This is a genomic window from Gemmatimonadaceae bacterium, from assembly GCA_020846935.1.
Taxonomy (GTDB): domain Bacteria; phylum Gemmatimonadota; class Gemmatimonadetes; order Gemmatimonadales; family Gemmatimonadaceae; genus RBC101.
On record JADLCY010000011.1, the window covers coordinates 133,001 to 149,237 of the forward strand.

Consider the following 16,237-nt stretch of genomic DNA (forward strand, 5'->3'; position numbering starts at 1 on the left):
GTGGCCTGACGAACGGGCGGACGAGGTGACGCAGGCGTATGCGGCGAACGCCTGGACGGGTGCGGGCACGAAAAGGGGCGTGCGTGGGCACGCCCCTTCATGAAAGCTAGTTCCCTGGATCGGCATTCCACCGACTGGTGTGCACCGCCCTTCCGTCGGTCCTCAGCTCAGGTCTTGAGCGGCTTCTTCTTGGCGGCGGGGAACAACACGTTGTTCAGGATCAACCGATATCCGGGCGAGTTCGGATGCAGCGCGAGGTCGGTCGGGGCCGCGCCGATGTTGTGTTGGGGATCCTCCGGGTCGTGGCCGCCCAGATACGTCCATGAGCCCTTGCCATAGTCGCCGTGCAGGTACTTCACCCACGGTGCGCCCTCTTCCTGCGCCAGCACCGTGACGTTCGGCTTGAGCGTGCTCTTCGAGAACGACGTCGTCACCCCGTAGAAGTCAGGGATGACGGTGCGGTGGTTCTGCACCAGCATGCTCGACACGGGATCGAACTTTGCCGAGAACGAAAACAGCGAAAACTGACCCAACGGCTGGCGACGCCCGGGCACGTTGACCTGATGCCCATCGATGTCGCTCATCGAGTTCACGAAAGGCGAGGGCTCGAGGTGCACGCCGCGGAACGCAAACGAACGCTCCCAGTCGAGCTTCTGGTCCGCATTGTCGTCCACCGGCGTATTGTCGGCAAAGCTGCCCGCGATGTCCGTCGAATGGGCCGCGATGGCCAGCGACAACGTCTCGGTGGCCCCACACATCGCAAACAGAAAGCCGCCCCGCTCCACGAACTGTCGCATCTTTTCCGCCACCGCTTTCTTCAGTGCGGGGATGTTGGGCATGCCGAGCTTGCGCGCCACGGCGAGCTGTGCCTCACGCTGTTCGATGAACCACGGCGTGTCGCGAAAGCCAAGGTACAACTTGTTGAGCTGGCCGGTGAAGTCCTCGTGATGCAGGTGGAGCCAGTCGACCTTGGAGAGGTCGCCGTTCATCAGTTCTTCGTCGTACATGGACGTGAACTCGATGCCGGCGTAGCGGAGGGCGAGAGTCACCGCGTCGTCCCACGGCGGCGACTTGAGGGGCTTGTAGATGGCGATGCGCGGTGCGCGCTCGAGCGACACCGCGTCCATGTTCGAGCCTGCGATCTGGGCCCGGATGGCCGCCACCTGCGCGGCGGCCTGCGGTTCGAACGTGATCCCGTCGAGCGTCGCGCGTTTGCGCAGTTCGGGCGTATCGGGGAGCAGGAACGAGCCGCCCCGGTAGTTGATCAACCACTCGGCCTTGTTGCCGTCACGCAGCGCGTTGAACGTGAGGCCGTAGGCCTTGAGTGCGTTGGTCTGTGCGTCGTCCATCGGCACGAGCAGTTGCTGACTGTGGGCCGGACGGCCAGCCAGCGCCAGCAGGGCAAGCAGGATGGGGACCGCGCGTCCCAAGGAACGGGACACGCGGTGGAGCGGGCGTCGAGGCTGCACGGGCAACAGGGAGAGAGTCATTCGGAGCGCGCACTCGGATTGTATACCACAGCGCGACCGTGCGACGGACCACGCCATGCATTGGAGCTACGCCGCATCGGCGGCGACCGTTCGCCGACGCTCGTCCGACCAGGCGGCCGCGGCAGCGCTCGGGGGAATCGCGCCGCGCAGGATGTCGAGTTCGCGGCGCGCCTGCGGCACCAGGGCGCTTTGCGACCAGGTGAGGATCAGGTGCTCGAGATGGCGCACGGCACCGGCGCTGTCACCACGCACCCGCAGCACGCGCGCCCACGCAAGGTCAGCCTCGGCGGCCTCGGGCGCCTGCTCCTGGCGCTGCAACAGATCGCGCCACAGATCGATGGCCCGCGCCGTGTCTTGCGTGGCGAGAAACAGGCGCGCCGCCACTCCGGTGAGGAACGGCGCGGCATCGCTCAGCGTGCCAGCGACCTGCTCGAACTCGCGCGCCGCGATGGCGGTATCACCGCGGGCCAGCGTCAGAAACGCCCGGCCGACCGCCGGTGAACTGTCCGCGCGCGTGCGAGACAACAACGCCATCGCCGTCACCACATCGTTGGACGGCTCGTCCGTACGCCGCAGCCCGCGGCGCGCCGTCGCGAGGTCGCCCTGGTAGAGCGCGATCCACGCCGCGACGCGTTCCCCTTCATCGGTCTCGCGACCGGCGGAATCGAGCGCGGCGTTGGCACGTGCGAGGTCGCCACCGCGAATCCACGCCCACGCCATCGCGCGCTGCGCCAACTTCGACGTCGGGGCATCGAGCCCCTGCCCTCTGGCCGTGAGGACCGACTCGGCGGCCTGCGGGCGCCCGAGTGCGCCAAGGGCCTGCACCTGCAGCAGCAGTGCGCTGGCGGACACCGCGGGGTCCGTCACCGGCGCGAGGGGCGCCAGCAGATCCAGCGCCGAGCGCGGGTCGCCGCCCGTCATGGCCGCCGAGGCCGCGCGGAGGGCAAGCTTTCGATCGTTTGGACGCGCCGCGGCCGCCCTGGCGTACGCGTCGCGCGCCGTCAGCCACGACTGTTCCGACTCCGCCTCGCCACCGAACACGATCCACGCCGCGACGGTGCTGTCGGTGACGGGCAATTCGCTCAGCACGCGCCAGGCGTCCCGCGGTGCGTGCCACCTGAGTTCGAGACCCGCGAGGATGCGTCGTGCACCAAGCGTGGCCGGCGCGGCGGTGAACACGTCGCGGATCGAGTCCCTCGCCGTGACCGGAACGGGCATCAGCGAGAACACGGCCGCCTGCTCCAGGTACGAGAGTGACTCGGCGGCGCTTCGCCAGCTCCGAGCCGACGGGACCCAGAGACCAAGCGCGGCTTGCATCTGGGCAAACTCCGAGGCCAGCGCCCTGGTATTCCCCAGTGCCACGGCCGCGCCCCGCAGAATCGAATCGGCGGCCATGGCCCGGCCGTTGTCGAGCATGAGTTGCGCGTAGACCCGCCACGGGGTGGCCTCCGCCGGTGCCACCGCGATCCAGGCCTGAAACGCGGCGGCGAGGTCGGCGTCGCGCCGCACGGTGCTCAGGGTGCGCAGCTGCACCGTGCGCAGCGTCGGATCGCCGGGCTTTTGGACGAGCAACGTGTCGAGCAGCGCGAGAATGGAGTCCGGCCGTCCGACGATGCTGTAGCAGCGCTCGAGGCCCAGGATCGCGCCGGTCGGATCAGGGACCTGGACCGCCTGCCGAAACAAGGGAATCGCCTCGCGGCACTTGTTGTCCCCCTCGAGGTCCAGCGCTCGAACCAGCGCCGCCTCGGCGGTGTTGCCAGCCTGGGCGACCGCATCCCGCGGACGCAGGCACGCCAGCATCGCAATCACCAGGAGGGCGCGGCGCCATGCCGCGCCCGCCTTCGGCCCGGCGTGCCGACTCAGGCGCCGAGCCTCCTGCACCTCGCGCTCCACGGTCTCGCGTCCAGCGATCGGTGGGACGTCACGGCCTGGCATTGATCCGCTTGAAGTACTCGAGCACCAGGCGGCGCTCTTCCGGCGTCAGGCCACGCAGGTCGTTCCACGTGGGCGCCGCGAACCGTTCCGCTGCCTTCCCCGAGGCACTGGCAGCACTTGGTGTGTAGACCGCTGTGCCCGTCCACGGCCTTGCTTCGCGCTTCCCCGTGTCCTCGCGCTCCTCTTCTTCGAGCAGCCGTCCGGCGTCGAGCATCTTCCGGAAGAGCCGCTGCTGCCGTTCGAGCACGGCCGGATCGAGCTGGCCCGACTCGAGTTGCTGGGCGATCTGGCGCGCCTCGCGAGCCATCTCGTCGGCACGCCCGCTGTTGTCCTTGTCACCAGACTCTTCGAGCCGGGCTGCCACGTCGCGCTGCTCGCGCGCCAGCTCGCGCGCCTGCTGCGCCGCCTGCCCCGCCTGTTGCTGTTGCGGCATCAGCTGCTGCATCGCCGAGTTGATGCCCTGCTGCTGTTTGGCCATCTGCTGCAACTGTTCGAGCAACTCGGCAAAGCCGGTCGAGGAGTTGGCGTTCGACGTGCGTTCGCGATCACGCACCAGCGACGCCGCCGCCTGGTTGAGACCTTCAGAGGACTCACGCATCGCGCTCGCCATCTGCTGGCCGCTGGTCGCGCGCTGCGTCTGCTGCGTCGCGTCCTGCACCTTGCGCTGCGCGTCCGCCATCATGCGCATGGAGCGCTGCGACAGCAGGCTGGACTTGTTGCCGGCTTCCTGCAGGCGCTGCATCGCCTTCTCGACGCCTTGCTGCAACGCGCTCTGCTGCGAGCGCAGTTCACCAGTCGACGCCCCTCGGCGCGCCGACTGCTCCAGCTGGTCCTGCTCGCGCGCGAGCTGCAGCATCTCCTGGATCGAGCGATCGAGCTCGCCGCTCAGTTCCTTCTTCCATTCGCCCACCTGCTGCTCGCGGGCCTTGGACAGCTCGTTGGCGGCCTGCTCCATGGACTGCGCGGCCTTCTCGGCGGCTTCGCTCCCGCTTTGCTCACCCTTCGCGTTGCCCTGATTACCCGCACCGGTGCGGTTCTGCTCCTGTTGGCCGCCTTTGCCCTGCTGTCCCTGTTGTTGCTGGCCTTGCTGCCCTTGTTGGCCCTGTTGCCCCTGCTGTTGCTGGCCCTGCTGTTGTTGACCTTGTTGACCCTGCTGCCCCTGCTGTTGTTGACCCTGCTGACCCTGTTGTTGCTGGCCCTGCTGCCCTTGCTGTTGCTGCTGGCCCTGCTGCTGCTGACCCTCACGGTTCGTCGACTTGTTCCCCTGCTGCTGCTGGCCTTGCTGCTGCTGCCCCTGCTGGTTCAGCGCCTCCTGCATTTTCTGCAGGGACTCGTCGATCTTCTCACCCGCCTCGCGCACGCGCTCGGCCCCCGCGTCGGCCTTCTCCTGCTGCAGCCGCTTCTGCAGTTCCTGCACGTCCTTCTGCAGGTCCTTCGCCTTGTCGGCCAGTTCCCTGGCAAGCTGCTCGGCCGCCTGCTGCTCCGCCTGCTGATCCGCCTTGCGCAACGAGTCCACCAGGTCACGCTGGCGGCGGGCGAGATCCTTCGCCTCATCCTTCAGCGTCTCCATCTGACCTTCCATCGCTGCGCGCTTGAGCATCTCCACGCTCTTGTCCAGCATCTCGCGCAGCTGCTTCTGCTGTTCGGCGAGGTCCTGCAGCGCACGTTTGGAGTCCTCGGGCGACATGTCCTTTGACGCCTGCTCGAGCTTGCGGAGCTTCTCCGCGAGTTCCGGCGTCAGGGCCTCACGCATCAGCTTCTGGGCCTCGCGCAACCGGTTCTGCAGCGTGCTGTCGAGCGCGCCCGCGTCCTTCAACTGCTTCTCCAGCTGCTTGGCCGCGTCCTGGACCTGTTGCATCCGGTCGGCGAGCTGGCGCTGCTCCTTGGCGAACTGACGGGCCTGCTCCGAGGCCTCGTAGCTCATCGTGCTGTCCTTCTTCGCCGCCTCCCTCGCCTGTGCGCGGGCGGCATCGGCCGTGCGCTGGTTCAGCTGGCGCTGCGCGTTCGCCGCAGCGAGTGCCTTGTCCACCGCGGAGTCGGCCGCCTGGCGTGCGGCTTCGCGCTGTTCGGTCACGCTGGGAAGCCGCAGGACCAGCTCCCGGCTCTGCGCCACCTGGCGCCACGGCGAACCGTCCGTCGCAATCGCCGTGATCCGCATGGCGTCCCCGGGCTGCAGCGCCGACATCGGGATCGACAGGTCGCTCGCCACCTGGTCCTGCGCCGCGCCACTCAACGGTCGCGTCGACGACGTGCGCACCTCGCCACGGCCGTTGGTCAGAGCGATGCGCAGCACCACGTTCGCGATCCCGTGGTCGTCGGTGGCCAGCACCGACACAGCCACCGTGTCCTTGCTGGCGACGAGTGTGTCACGCGACGGTGAAATGATCTCGACGCGGGGCGCAGAGTCGGGAAGCACGTCGAGATCCAGGGCCGAGGGCAGATCAGCGATCGGTCCCTGCGCACCCGCGGCCTCCCACTCGTAGCGGCCGGACGTCGCAGCGACGAGCTGTCCGTTGAACCGGCGCCCGGCTACCGTCATCGCGAGCACGGCCGACTCGCCGCGGCGCAGCGACACGGCGCGCAGCTCGGTCGATGAGTGGCCCTCGAGCTCCAGCGTGGTGCCGCGCGGCACGCGCACCAGCTCACCCAGCGGCACCGTCTCGGGACGACGATTCAGGTACGCGGGAAAGCTGGCCCGCACCGTGACGTCGCCCACGAACGGACGATCGGACACCTTCACCACCGCCGTATCGCTCGTGCTGCGGCCGTCGGTCGCAAAGATCGCCAGGTCCGCATCGAGCGGCCCCAGGGGCACCATCACCGAGTCTCCGGTCACCGCGATGGTCGTGCTCCGCCACGAGCTGCCGGTCACGCGCTGGGCGACCTCGACAGCCTTTCGGCCAGGCGCCCGAATGACGAGTGAGAGGCGCTCGCCGCGCAGGACCGAGCGCGGCACCTCGCCCAGGCTCACGGCGCCGAGCAACGTCCCGCGCCAGGCCGCGACCGGGTGGATGACGGCGCGAAACCCGTCCGGCGCCGCGATCGCGGCGGACCACATGGCCAGCAGTCCCAGCACGGCGGCACCGACGCCGGCGCCCAGCCGCCTGAGGACCTGCTGACGATAGTTTGGGATGAGCGTGCCGCCTCCAAAGGCGTGCAGCTTCTCGGCCATCTGTTCGGCGCCGCGACGACCCAGGACGCCGCTTTCCTGCACCTCGAGCACGCCGCGCAACGAGCCCGCGCGAAGCCGCCGCTCCTGCTCCACCGTCTTGGCCAGCGCCTGAATCGACGACTCGGCACGGCTCTTTGCGTGCAGCCTCCGGTACAACGGCACGGCGCCCGCGAGGACCGCCAGCCACACCACGAACGGCAGCACCCGCGGCAGCTCGAGCCAGCGCGCGTTCCCCAGCGCGAACGTGGCCACCAGCAACACGACGAGCCCAAGCGCCATCACCCAGGCGCCCGAAAGCAGCTCCAGGTGGCGCGCCACGCCGCGCCGTTCCCTTTCCACGATGTCGAGAAGCGTCATTGAATCGGTCGGCTGGTGACGGCGTACACGAAGAGATTCACGCCCATGCGGAGCGCCGCTTCGTGCAGTTCCGGCGGATCATTGTAGGTGCCCACGTCCTCCCACCCGTTCCCAAGGTCCGTCTCCTGCGTGTAGTACACCGCGAGACGATCCCCGATGAAGATCCCGAATCCGCGCGCCGGCTTGCCGTCATGCTCGTGCACCTTCGGGACGCCCTTGGGGAACTCGTAGACCAGGTGGTAGATCGGATGTGACAAAGGAACATCCTGCAGCGGACGGTCCGGGAACACCTTGGCGATCTCGGTACGGAACGACTCATCGAGCCCGTAGTTGTCGTCCACGTGCAGGAACCCGCCCCGCAGCACCCAGTCCCGCAGCTTCGCGGCTTCGGCGTCGGAGAACTTGATGACGCCGTGCCCGGTCGCGTGCAGGAACGCAAAGTCGTACAGCCGGTCATCCGACAGCGAGACCCGACCTTCCGTCGGTTCGACCCGGATCGTCGTCCGCTCGTTTACCGCTTTCAACAGGTTGGACAGGCTCGACGGGTTGGCGTACCAGTCCCCGCCGCCATCGTACTGCAGACGCGCGATGCCGAGCCGCGCAATCGGCCGCGGCCGCTCGGTCGCGACACGAATGCTCGGATCCGGGATTGTGGACAACATCGGCGTGACGGCCCGTACCGCAGCCGTGCCGAACAACAGAGCGACCAACGTGGCCTTTCCAGTCATGCGTCCTCGTGAGCCAGGCGATAGGCCTCATTACGGGCGAGCCCGGCGCGCTCGACGAGGGCGCGGGCAACATCTCGTGCTCCCAGGCCCTCGGCGCGCAGGGCAACCACCATATGCCGTAATTCGGCGGGGTCCGGCACCTCGGGGCCCCGCCCATCCACAATGATTACCACTTCGCCGCGCGGAGGAACCTCGCGGTAGTACTCGGCCAGTTCCGCCACCGTTCCTCGTCGAAACTCCTCGAACTGCTTGGTCAACTCTCGAGCGACGACGGCCTGCCGGTTGCCGCAGCCCGCCGAGGCGAGGTCGTCGAGCGTCGCCCCCACGCGTTGCGGGGCCTCGTAAAGTACGCCGGGGTGCTCCAGCCTGCTGAGGGCGCCCACCTGCCGACGTCGGCCCTCACCCTTGCGGTCAAGGAAGCCCAGAAAGGTGAACGGTCCGCCGCCCAACCCCGACGCCGAGAGCGCCGCGAGGACCGCGGACGCACCCGGTACGGGCACCACCGTCAGGTCATGCGCGATCGCGGACGCCACCAGGCGGCTCCCCGGGTCTGACAACGTTGGCGTGCCGGCGTCGGAGACGAGCGCGACGCTGGCGCCATCGGCCAGCCGGCGCACGAGGCGCGGAACAACCGTGGCCTCGTTATGCTCGTGCAACGCCTCGACCGGCGTCGTGATGTCGTAGTGCGCCAGCAGCGTGCGCGAGTGCCGAGTGTCTTCGCACAAGATGAGGTCGACCGCACGGAGCACCTCGACGGCGCGGTGGCTCATATCCCCGAGGTTGCCGATCGGCGTACTCACGAGGTAGAGCGTGCCGGGACGCGCAAGAGACGCGGGATCCGGCCGCGTGGGCGGTTGGACATCAGACACGGCGCGGGGTCGGACTGGGCCTGGAAACGACGATCGCCAGGGGACGCATGGCCCCCCGGCGAAAGGTGCGTGTCGCGCTGCCCACAGGCAACGCGCGCCTTACGCGCCGATGTGCTGCTTGAACTTCGCGTCCAGCGCCGGCTTCTGCGCGAAGCCGATCACCTGATCGACGAGCTTTCCGTCCTTGAAGAAGAGAATCGTCGGAATCGAGCGAATGTTGAAGCGCATCCCGGTCTTGGGATTGGCGTCAACGTCGAGCTTGGCCACCTTGGCTTTGCCCTGGTATTCGCCCGCGAGCTGCTCGACGATCGGTCCCACCATGCGACACGGGCCACACCACTCCGCCCAGAAGTCCACGACCGCCAGCCCATTGGCCTTCTCGATCTCGGTCTCGAAGGTCGCGTCGGTTACTGCCATGGTATTCCCCATCAATCGCTCCTGATAGCGCGAGGTGACTCGCGCCGGCTGAGTAGTTTCCTGTCTGACCTGATGAATCCCGATCATCCGATGACCGTTCCCGATCGCCGCGGCACCACGATCGCCCACCTGGGCATCGCCGTCCGCTCCCTCGACGACATTCTGCCGTTCTATCGCGACATCCTGGGGTTGCCGGAGGTTCCGCTGGACAACGCTGATGGTGCGCGCATCGCTGGACTCGCAGCCGGTGCGTCGCTCGTCGAGTTGCTCGAAGCAGAGCGCGAGGACTCCCCGATCGGAAAGTTCGTCGCCAGGCGCGGCCCCGGCATCCATCACGTGTGCTTTGCCGTCGACGATCTGGAGGGAACGCTGGCGCGGTGTCGCGCGGCCGGGGTGCGATTGCTCGATGACACCCCGCGGCTCGGTGCCGAAGGCAAGCGCATCGCGTTCCTGCATCCCTCATCAACCCACGGCGTGCTGGTCGAGCTCACCGAATACTGACTCGACTGAAGCGATGCCGCCGGGAGATCCCGACCAACGGCTGAGCGCGCCGTTCGCCGCGCGCGCCCAGGGTTCACGAAGGCCTGCACATCTCCTGCATCGCGTCAAAGTCGGCGTCGAGCACATACCAGCGATCCGAGGGCCCCTTCACCAGCTCGAAATTCGGCGTCTTGGTGCGCCGCCCGCGGCTCACGTTGACCTTCACGTAGCGGTGGCCCATGGGGCCAGGCGACTCGTCCATGACTGCGAACCGATCGTGCGCGTAGCACGTCTGGATCATGATCAGGCGCTTGTCGAGTTCTGCGCGATCCAGCTGATCACGCGCCGCGCCCTTTTCAGTTCCCCACACGACGCTCATCGCCTGCAGGTCCTGTGCGGCCACTGCTCGCATGAACTGCTCCGCAGCCAGGCGGGGTGCCGGTGCACCCGTCAGCTGCGATCCAGGCGTCGGCGTTCGGCTACAGGCCCCGACGAGAAGCCCCAGGATGACTACCTTCTTCACGTGAGACTCCAGGCCATGGTTCCCTTGCGAACGTAACGGGGGGCCGAAGTGCCGGCAACGTCCGCCCGCAACACTCCATCTGACGTTTCACAATGCCCCTCGTTTCAACTCAGCGGCTCTACATCAACATCGATCACGTCGCGACGATCCGGCAGGCGCGGCGCACCGATGAGCCTGATCCCGTCGCCGCCGCGATCGTCTGCGAGCAGGCCGGCGCCGACGGCATCACCGCGCACCTGCGCGAAGATCGCCGCCACATCCAGGATGCCGACGTGGAACGCCTGGGCCACGAGATCTCGACCGTCCTCAACCTCGAGATGGCATGCTCCGACGAAATGCTCGCCATCGCCGAGCGGCTGCGTCCGTTCCAGGTCACCCTGGTGCCGGAGCGACGCGAGGAAGTCACGACGGAGGGCGGGCTCGACATCCTGCGTGAGCCCGCGCGCATCGCCCGGGCCGTGCGACAACTGCAGGCAGCCGGAATCCGCGCGTCCTTGTTCATCGATCCGACGGTGGCCATGGTGCGCGCCTCGCACGAATCGGGCGCCCAGGCCATCGAGTTGCACACCGGGAGCTATTGCCATCATCCGGATGATCCGGCGCGCCTCGTGGCGCTGCAGGAGGCCGCGGCCGCTGGCGCGGCGCTCGAGCTGCACGTGCACGCGGGACACGGCCTCACCGTGCGCAACGTGACGCCGGTGGCCGCGATCGCCGAGATCGAGGAACTGAACATCGGCCACAGCATCGTCAGCCGCTCCGTGTTCGTCGGGCTCGCGGCCGCCGTCCACGAGATGCGCATCGCCATGAACGCCGCGCGGGCCTCCGGCTAGCGGCGCTCGCGAGGCACCGCCTAACTTCTCGCCACCCGCACCGATCGCCGCATGCATGGTTCGCCTGAACTCCTCGAGTTCTACCTCGTCGAAGCCACCGAATACATCGATGCGCTGCACGAGCTGGTGGCCGACGCTCGCGGCGCACCCGATGCCAACGCGCTCCTGGCGACGGCGCGCGCGCTGCGTGGCAGTTCCACGATGGCGAAGGTCGAACCGATCGCCGGACTGAGCCTGGTGCTCGAGGACATCGCGGTCCGCAGTCATGACGCGGACTTTGCGTGGACGCCGGAGTTGCACCGCGCACTTCGCGGGGCCGTGGACGACCTTCGGTTTGCGGTCCGCGGCGTCCGAGTCTGGTCGGACCGCGAGCAATCGCGCGTCGACGCACGGGTCGCCGACCTGCGACGGTTTCTCCCGGGCGAAGGCCGTCGCGCCACGCCGCCGTCGTCGGAGTCCACCACGCCCGTGTTCGTGGCCCTGCAGGCAGCCGCCATCGCCGCGGAGCTCGACGCGTTTGTCGCCTCGCCCGAGCACCGTCGCGCCCTCGACGATGCCATCTCCCGCACGCGAACCCTGCGCGGCATCGCCGGCATCAGCGACTTCCCGCCCCTGCACGACGTGGCGGAGGCGGTCGAGCACGCGGCACGACGCCTGATGCCCGACGCCCCGTTGTCCCACGACGAGGTGGAGCTGTTCGGCGCTGCCGCACATTTGTTCCGCGACGCGGCCGCGCAATTGCGACGCGGACCGACCTACACGCCGGCAGCTGCCGATACGGCCCGCATCGCCGCCGCCACGCACCGCACCGAGACACCCCCGGTCGCCGCGCCGGCGGTGGTCCGCATCGAGCAGCTGTTCTATGCCGACCAGGGTCCGCATGTCGTGGAACCGCCCGCGGCCCCCGGCCGGCCGGAAGACCGGCTGCACCAGGAGCTGCTCTCACGTTCCGAACACCTCCAACGGCTCATCGACGACGCACGCCGAGCCGTCGACGACGTCGTGAAGCGCCGACTGCAGCGCGACCTCGCGCTCACGGTCCGTGACATCGAAAAGCTGGCCGCAAGTTTTGGTGCCCACCAACTCGCGGCGTTCTTTTCGGACGCCGGGGAGTCCGGCGACTTGCTCGCTCCCTCGGAGCTCGACTCCCTGGCGACCGCGGCGCGCGTGACCATCACCCCCTTCCCGTCGTTGGATGAGTTGGAACGACGGATCGCCGTGGTCACGCGGTCTCGTCACATCGCCCCGACGTCCACCGCCAGCGTGACGCCACCTGTCCAGGTACCGCCCACCGCCACACCAAGAGCGCCGCAGCCGGTCGCTCCACCGACCGCGGCGCGCAGCGCACCCACCGGGCGCGCCCTGCAGGATCTGCTCCGCACCGGCATCGAGGAGTTCCGGTCGCTCGACCGGGAGCCGCTGCTCGCGCCGGCGGACGTCGACGGGGGCGAGATCGTCGAGATCGGGACGCTCACCTTCAGTGGCCCCGACGCGCTGGCCCGCGCGATTGCCCTGCGCGACGACTGGCGCTCGCGCGGTGGTGCCGAAGACGAATCGCTGCGCGAGATCTTCGACCTCCTCGACCTCGCGACGTCCGAGTAATCATGAAGTTCGGTTGGCGTGGTGTGCTCGGCATCGTCGTGAGCGTTGCACTGCTCGCCTGGACGCTGCGTGACGTGTCGATGCGGGAAGTCGCCGACGTGCTGCGGCACTCCAGCGCGGCGATGCTGCTGGTGTCCGGCGCTGTCGCCACGCTCGTGTTTCCGCTGCGTGCCCTGCGATGGCGCGTGATCCTCGAACCCGTGGCGGCGCTGCCGCTTGGTCCGCTCTGGCGCTCGATCGCCATCGGCATGATGGTGAACAACGTCGCGCCGGCACGCGCCGGTGAACTGGCGCGCGCGTTCGCCATTACCCGCGAGGCCCCGCAGGTCAGGTTCGGCACCGCCTTTGGATCGCTCGCGGTCGATCGCATCATCGACGCCGTCGTCGTGGTCGTGCTGCTCGTGATCGCCATGCTGTTCAGCGACATCCCGACCACGACCACGATCAACGGCTGGACCGTGACGCGCGTCGCGCAGGTCGCCGGTGGGCTCGCGATCACCGCGCTCGCCGGTGTCACCGCGATCGCGCTGTTTCCGGGCCTCCTCACGCGGATCTTCGACGCGCTGTTCGCCCGGTTCCCGGGCCTGCATGGCCGCGGCCGTGCCATTCTCGACTCGTTGATCGGTGGCTTCGTCGCGTTGCGATCGCCCGGGCGATTCGTGCGGATCGTGTGGTGGGCGGCCGTGATGTGGCTCGTCAACGCACTCGCGTTCTACATCGGCTTTCTGGCCGTGGGGATGGACGTGCCGTTCTGGGCGGCCATCTTCGTCGCTTCGCTCATTGCCATCGGCGTGGCCGCGCCGTCGTCCCCGGGTTTCGTGGGCGTGTTCGAGTTCTTCGCCAAGGCCGGGCTCGCGCTCTACGGCGTGCCCTCCGGACTCGCCGTCAGTTGGGCACTCGCCTTCCATTTCATCGCGTTCATCCCGATCACGGTGTTCGGCTTCTACTACTTCGGCCGCCTGGGCCTCCATTTCAGAGACCTGGGCTCGGCGCAGCAACAGGCCGCGTGAACCGCACCGCGTCCGTCGCGGCCCAGGCCAAGGTCAACCTCGCGCTCCGCGTCCTCGCGCGTGAGGCGAACGGGTTTCATCAGATCGAGACCCTCTTCTGCCGCATCGACATCGCCGATGCGGTCACCGTTCGGCTCGACACCAGCGGTCGGTCGCTCCGGTGCCACGGTCCCGCGATCCCTGACGAGGGGCTCGGTCCCACGGAGCAGAACCTCGCCTGGCGGGCCGCCATGGCCTTCACCGAGGCCGCATCGTGGGCGACCGGTTTCGCCATCGAAGTCGAGAAGCACATTCCGGTTGGTGGAGGTCTGGGCGGAGGCAGCGCGGACGCAGGCGCGGTGCTCCGCTGCCTGAACGCCCTGGCACCGCGCCCGCTGGCAAACGAGCGCCTGCTCCAGATCGCCGGCACGCTGGGTGCTGACGTTCCGTTCCTCACGCAGGAGCGATCGGCGTTGGCCCTCGGCTGGGGCCGCGGTGATCGCCTCCTTGCGTTGACGGCCCCGCCACGTCGCGCCTGCCTCGTAGTGGCGGCGCCGTTCAGCGTACGGACCGCGGATGCCTACACCTGGCTCACAGAACGCCAGCCCTTCCCGGCCGGAAGCACCATCCTCGCGGCGGACGCCCTCGGGCGCTGGCCCGCGCTGGACGCGCTATCGGGGAACGACTTCGAGCCCATCGTTTTCGCGCGCCTCCCGGAGCTGCGGGCCGCATTCACGGCGCTCGACGCCCATCGCGGCCCAGGCGGGGTCGCCGTCGTCCGCATGAGCGGGTCGGGGTCCACGCTGTTTGCGCTGTACGACGGTCGCGAACCGGCCATCCCCCTGCCGCAGGGGTTTTCTGGCCGCCCGACCTGGACGAGTACGGAGGTGAGCTCGGTCGTGGTGACCTGACGACTGGGTGTCCGTTGAGCCTGCCCCGGCGGGCCACTAGCTTGAGGGGCTTCTGCCCCCTCGTCCAATGGCAGGACATCGGTCTTTGGATCCGAGAATGGTGGTTCGAATCCACCGGGGGCAATCGGCGTCCGCGCCCGCGGGAACACGTTACCCAGGGATCACTCCGCAGCACCGCCGCGCATTTGCTGCGCGTAGTTCGTTGTCCTACTTACGTTTACAGACTCCACAGCAATGGATCACCTGCCGGGCGTGCTCCGCGGTTTCAAGCTGCTATCGGGGACGGCCAACAGGGGGCTCGCTGAGGAGATCGCGCGCAACCTCGGGGTCGAGCTGGCACGGGTGACCCTCACGCGATTCGCCGATGGTGAGATCTTCGTGCGGATCGACGAGAATGTGCGCGGCGCCGACGTCTTCATCGTGCAGCCGACCAACCCGCCCGCGGAGAACCTGCTGGAGCTGCTGCTCCTCATCGATGCGGCGCGGCGGGCCTCGGCCGCACGGATTACCTGCGTGATGCCGTACTACGGCTACTCGCGGCAGGACCGCAAGGACCAGCCGCGCGTCGCCATCGGCGCCAAGCTGGTGGCCAACATGATCGAACGGGCGGGAGCCGATCGCGTGCTCGGGATCGACTTCCACCAGCACCAGTTGCAGGGATTCTTTGACGAACCGGTCGACCACCTGTACGCGGCACCGGTGCTCATGAATCACTTCAAGAAGAAGCAGCTCAAGGACCTGGCCATCGTGGCGCCCGACGTGGGGTCGGCCAAGATGGCGCGCAGTTTCGCCAAGAAGCTCAACGCCACGCTGGCGATCATCGACAAGCGGCGGCCGTCGGCAAATGTGTCTGAAGTCGTGAACGTGGTGGGAGAGGTCGAGGGCAAGGATTGCGTGATCCCCGACGACATGATCGATACGGCGGGGACCGTTTCCGAAGCCGCGCGGGCCCTCAAGGAGCTTGGGGCGAAGGACATCTACGTGTGCGCGACACACGCGCTGCTGTCCGGTCCCGCGGTCCAGCGGCTGTGCGAGGCGCCGATTCGGGAAGTCGTGGTGACCGACACGATCGCCCTCGACGCGTCCAAGCGGTTCGATCGCCTGACGGTGCTTTCCGTCGGCGAGTTGCTCGCGAAGGCGATTCGCTTTACGCACAGCGAGCAGAGTGTGAGTTCATTGTTCGACTGACGGTGCGGCCTGGGCCGCACCTCCGCTCCGGCGTCCGCCGGGACCGGCATTCACCCCAGGATCTTTCGAGTCTGACCCATGGCAACTGCCAACCTGTCCGCTGCCGCCCGTACCGGAACCGGTAAGGGCGTGTCCCGTTCCCTGCGCCGCGAAGGGCGCATCCCGGCCGTGATCTACGGTCGTGCCCGTGCACCGCTGGCCCTCAGCCTCGATGCCCGTGAACTCTCTCGCCTGCTGGGCCACATCAACGCCGAGACCACGGTGATCGATCTTGCGATCGACGGCGCGGCGGCCCGAACGCTCATTCGCGACATCCAGCGTCACCCGCTCTCGCGTGCGGTGATCCACGTCGACTTCCAGGAGCTGGTCGCGGGCGAGAAGGTCGTGGTGAAGATCCCGATCGTGCTCGTCGGTACCTCGGTGGGCGTGCGCCTCTCCGGTGGCATCATGACGCAGGTCCTGCAGGAACTCGAGTGCCGCGTGGACCCGGCGAATATCCCGAGCCGCATCGAAGTGGACGTGACCGAAGTGACCATCGGCCACTCGATCCACGTGAGCGAGGTGAAGGTGCCGGACGGCGTCGAAGTCCTCGACGAAGGCACCGGCACGATCATGATCGTCTCGGCGCCGAAGGAAGAGGCAGCGGCGGCCCCGGTCGAGGGTGCGAGCCCGACGGAGCCGGAGCTCATCCGCAAGGCCAAGGCCGAGGACGAGACACCGGAGAAGAAGTAGCGCCCGCCTGACGA

Annotated in this window: 14 protein-coding genes and 1 tRNA gene; 8 read left to right on the top strand and 7 right to left on the bottom strand. The window is 68.2% G+C overall.

Annotation, left to right across the window (positions count from 1 at the left end; translation table 11 throughout):
- Positions 1-167: 167 nt before the first annotated feature.
- The 6 genes from IT361_13085 to trxA form a co-directional block, all read right to left on the bottom strand.
- Entirely contained in the window at positions 168-1,412 is a 1,245-nt protein-coding gene (locus IT361_13085) for an asparagine synthetase B (protein MCC6318609.1), read from the bottom strand.
- A gap of 144 nt (positions 1,413-1,556) precedes the next feature.
- On the bottom strand, positions 1,557-3,425 hold the full coding sequence (locus tag IT361_13090; protein MCC6318610.1) for a hypothetical protein: 1,869 nt from the start codon (positions 3,423-3,425) through the stop codon (positions 1,557-1,559).
- On the bottom strand, positions 3,412-6,954 hold the full coding sequence (locus IT361_13095) for a hypothetical protein (GenBank protein ID MCC6318611.1): 3,543 nt from the start codon (positions 6,952-6,954) through the stop codon (positions 3,412-3,414). Before IT361_13095 ends, IT361_13090 begins: the two co-directional genes overlap by 14 nt.
- Positions 6,951-7,616: a DUF4159 domain-containing protein gene (locus tag IT361_13100; protein MCC6318612.1), complete on the bottom strand. Its 666-nt coding sequence runs from the start codon at positions 7,614-7,616 to the stop codon at positions 6,951-6,953. Before IT361_13100 ends, IT361_13095 begins: the two co-directional genes overlap by 4 nt.
- A gap of 62 nt (positions 7,617-7,678) precedes the next feature.
- On the bottom strand, positions 7,679-8,452 hold the full coding sequence (rsmI, locus tag IT361_13105; GenBank protein ID MCC6318613.1) for a 16S rRNA (cytidine(1402)-2'-O)-methyltransferase: 774 nt from the start codon (positions 8,450-8,452) through the stop codon (positions 7,679-7,681).
- A gap of 198 nt (positions 8,453-8,650) precedes the next feature.
- The gene (trxA, locus tag IT361_13110) at positions 8,651-8,980 is read right to left on the bottom strand and encodes a thioredoxin (GenBank protein MCC6318614.1); all 330 of its coding nucleotides are present in this window, start codon (positions 8,978-8,980) and stop codon (positions 8,651-8,653) included.
- Between the two features lie 78 nt (positions 8,981-9,058).
- On the opposite strand from trxA, the gene mce reads away from it, so the two are divergent.
- Positions 9,059-9,469 (top strand): methylmalonyl-CoA epimerase, encoded by a 411-nt coding sequence (gene mce, locus IT361_13115; protein ID MCC6318615.1) that lies wholly within the window; start codon positions 9,059-9,061, stop codon positions 9,467-9,469.
- A gap of 73 nt (positions 9,470-9,542) precedes the next feature.
- Here mce and IT361_13120 read toward each other — a convergent pair whose 3' ends face one another.
- On the bottom strand, positions 9,543-9,971 hold the full coding sequence (locus IT361_13120) for a hypothetical protein (protein ID MCC6318616.1): 429 nt from the start codon (positions 9,969-9,971) through the stop codon (positions 9,543-9,545).
- A 92-nt stretch (positions 9,972-10,063) separates the two neighbouring features.
- Here IT361_13120 and IT361_13125 point away from each other — a divergent pair, with 92 nt between their 5' ends.
- The 7 genes from IT361_13125 (at position 10,064) to IT361_13155 (ending at position 16,223) form a co-directional block, all read left to right on the top strand.
- A complete protein-coding gene (locus tag IT361_13125) occupies positions 10,064-10,801 on the top strand; it encodes a pyridoxine 5'-phosphate synthase (GenBank protein MCC6318617.1) in 738 nt (245 codons plus the stop codon).
- 51 nt (positions 10,802-10,852) lie between these two features.
- Positions 10,853-12,403, top strand: coding sequence for a hypothetical protein (locus tag IT361_13130; protein ID MCC6318618.1), 1,551 nt, complete (start codon positions 10,853-10,855; stop codon positions 12,401-12,403).
- A 2-nt stretch (positions 12,404-12,405) separates the two neighbouring features.
- Positions 12,406-13,413, top strand: coding sequence for a flippase-like domain-containing protein (locus IT361_13135; protein MCC6318619.1), 1,008 nt, complete (start codon positions 12,406-12,408; stop codon positions 13,411-13,413).
- The gene (ispE, locus tag IT361_13140) at positions 13,410-14,303 is read left to right on the top strand and encodes a 4-(cytidine 5'-diphospho)-2-C-methyl-D-erythritol kinase (GenBank protein MCC6318620.1); all 894 of its coding nucleotides are present in this window, start codon (positions 13,410-13,412) and stop codon (positions 14,301-14,303) included. Before IT361_13135 ends, ispE begins: the two co-directional genes overlap by 4 nt.
- 53 nt (positions 14,304-14,356) lie before the next feature.
- Positions 14,357-14,427 (top strand) — tRNA-Gln (locus IT361_13145).
- 110 nt (positions 14,428-14,537) lie between these two features.
- On the top strand, positions 14,538-15,491 hold the full coding sequence (locus IT361_13150; protein MCC6318621.1) for a ribose-phosphate pyrophosphokinase: 954 nt from the start codon (positions 14,538-14,540) through the stop codon (positions 15,489-15,491).
- A 78-nt stretch (positions 15,492-15,569) separates the two neighbouring features.
- A complete protein-coding gene (locus IT361_13155; protein ID MCC6318622.1) occupies positions 15,570-16,223 on the top strand; it encodes a 50S ribosomal protein L25/general stress protein Ctc in 654 nt (217 codons plus the stop codon).
- The last annotated feature ends 14 nt before the right edge of the window (positions 16,224-16,237 follow it).

What these genes read in the sequence shown, in the direction of transcription:
- IT361_13090 (MCC6318610.1), bottom strand. Translation starts at nt 3,425, where the DNA reads ATGCCAGGCCGTGACGTCCCACCGATCGCTGGACGCGAGACCGTGGAG.
- IT361_13155 (MCC6318622.1), top strand. Translation starts at nt 15,570, where the DNA reads ATGGCAACTGCCAACCTGTCCGCTGCCGCCCGTACCGGAACCGGTAAG.
- rsmI (MCC6318613.1), bottom strand. Translation starts at nt 8,452, where the DNA reads ATGAGCCACCGCGCCGTCGAGGTGCTCCGTGCGGTCGACCTCATCTTG.
- IT361_13130 (MCC6318618.1), top strand. Translation starts at nt 10,853, where the DNA reads ATGCATGGTTCGCCTGAACTCCTCGAGTTCTACCTCGTCGAAGCCACC.
- IT361_13135 (MCC6318619.1), top strand. Translation starts at nt 12,406, where the DNA reads ATGAAGTTCGGTTGGCGTGGTGTGCTCGGCATCGTCGTGAGCGTTGCA.
- mce (MCC6318615.1), top strand. Translation starts at nt 9,059, where the DNA reads ATGACCGTTCCCGATCGCCGCGGCACCACGATCGCCCACCTGGGCATC.
- IT361_13150 (MCC6318621.1), top strand. Translation starts at nt 14,538, where the DNA reads ATGGATCACCTGCCGGGCGTGCTCCGCGGTTTCAAGCTGCTATCGGGG.
- trxA (MCC6318614.1), bottom strand. Translation starts at nt 8,980, where the DNA reads ATGGGGAATACCATGGCAGTAACCGACGCGACCTTCGAGACCGAGATC.
- IT361_13100 (MCC6318612.1), bottom strand. Translation starts at nt 7,616, where the DNA reads ATGTTGTCCACAATCCCGGATCCGAGCATTCGTGTCGCGACCGAGCGG.
- IT361_13095 (MCC6318611.1), bottom strand. Translation starts at nt 6,954, where the DNA reads ATGACGCTTCTCGACATCGTGGAAAGGGAACGGCGCGGCGTGGCGCGC.
- IT361_13125 (MCC6318617.1), top strand. Translation starts at nt 10,064, where the DNA reads ATGCCCCTCGTTTCAACTCAGCGGCTCTACATCAACATCGATCACGTC.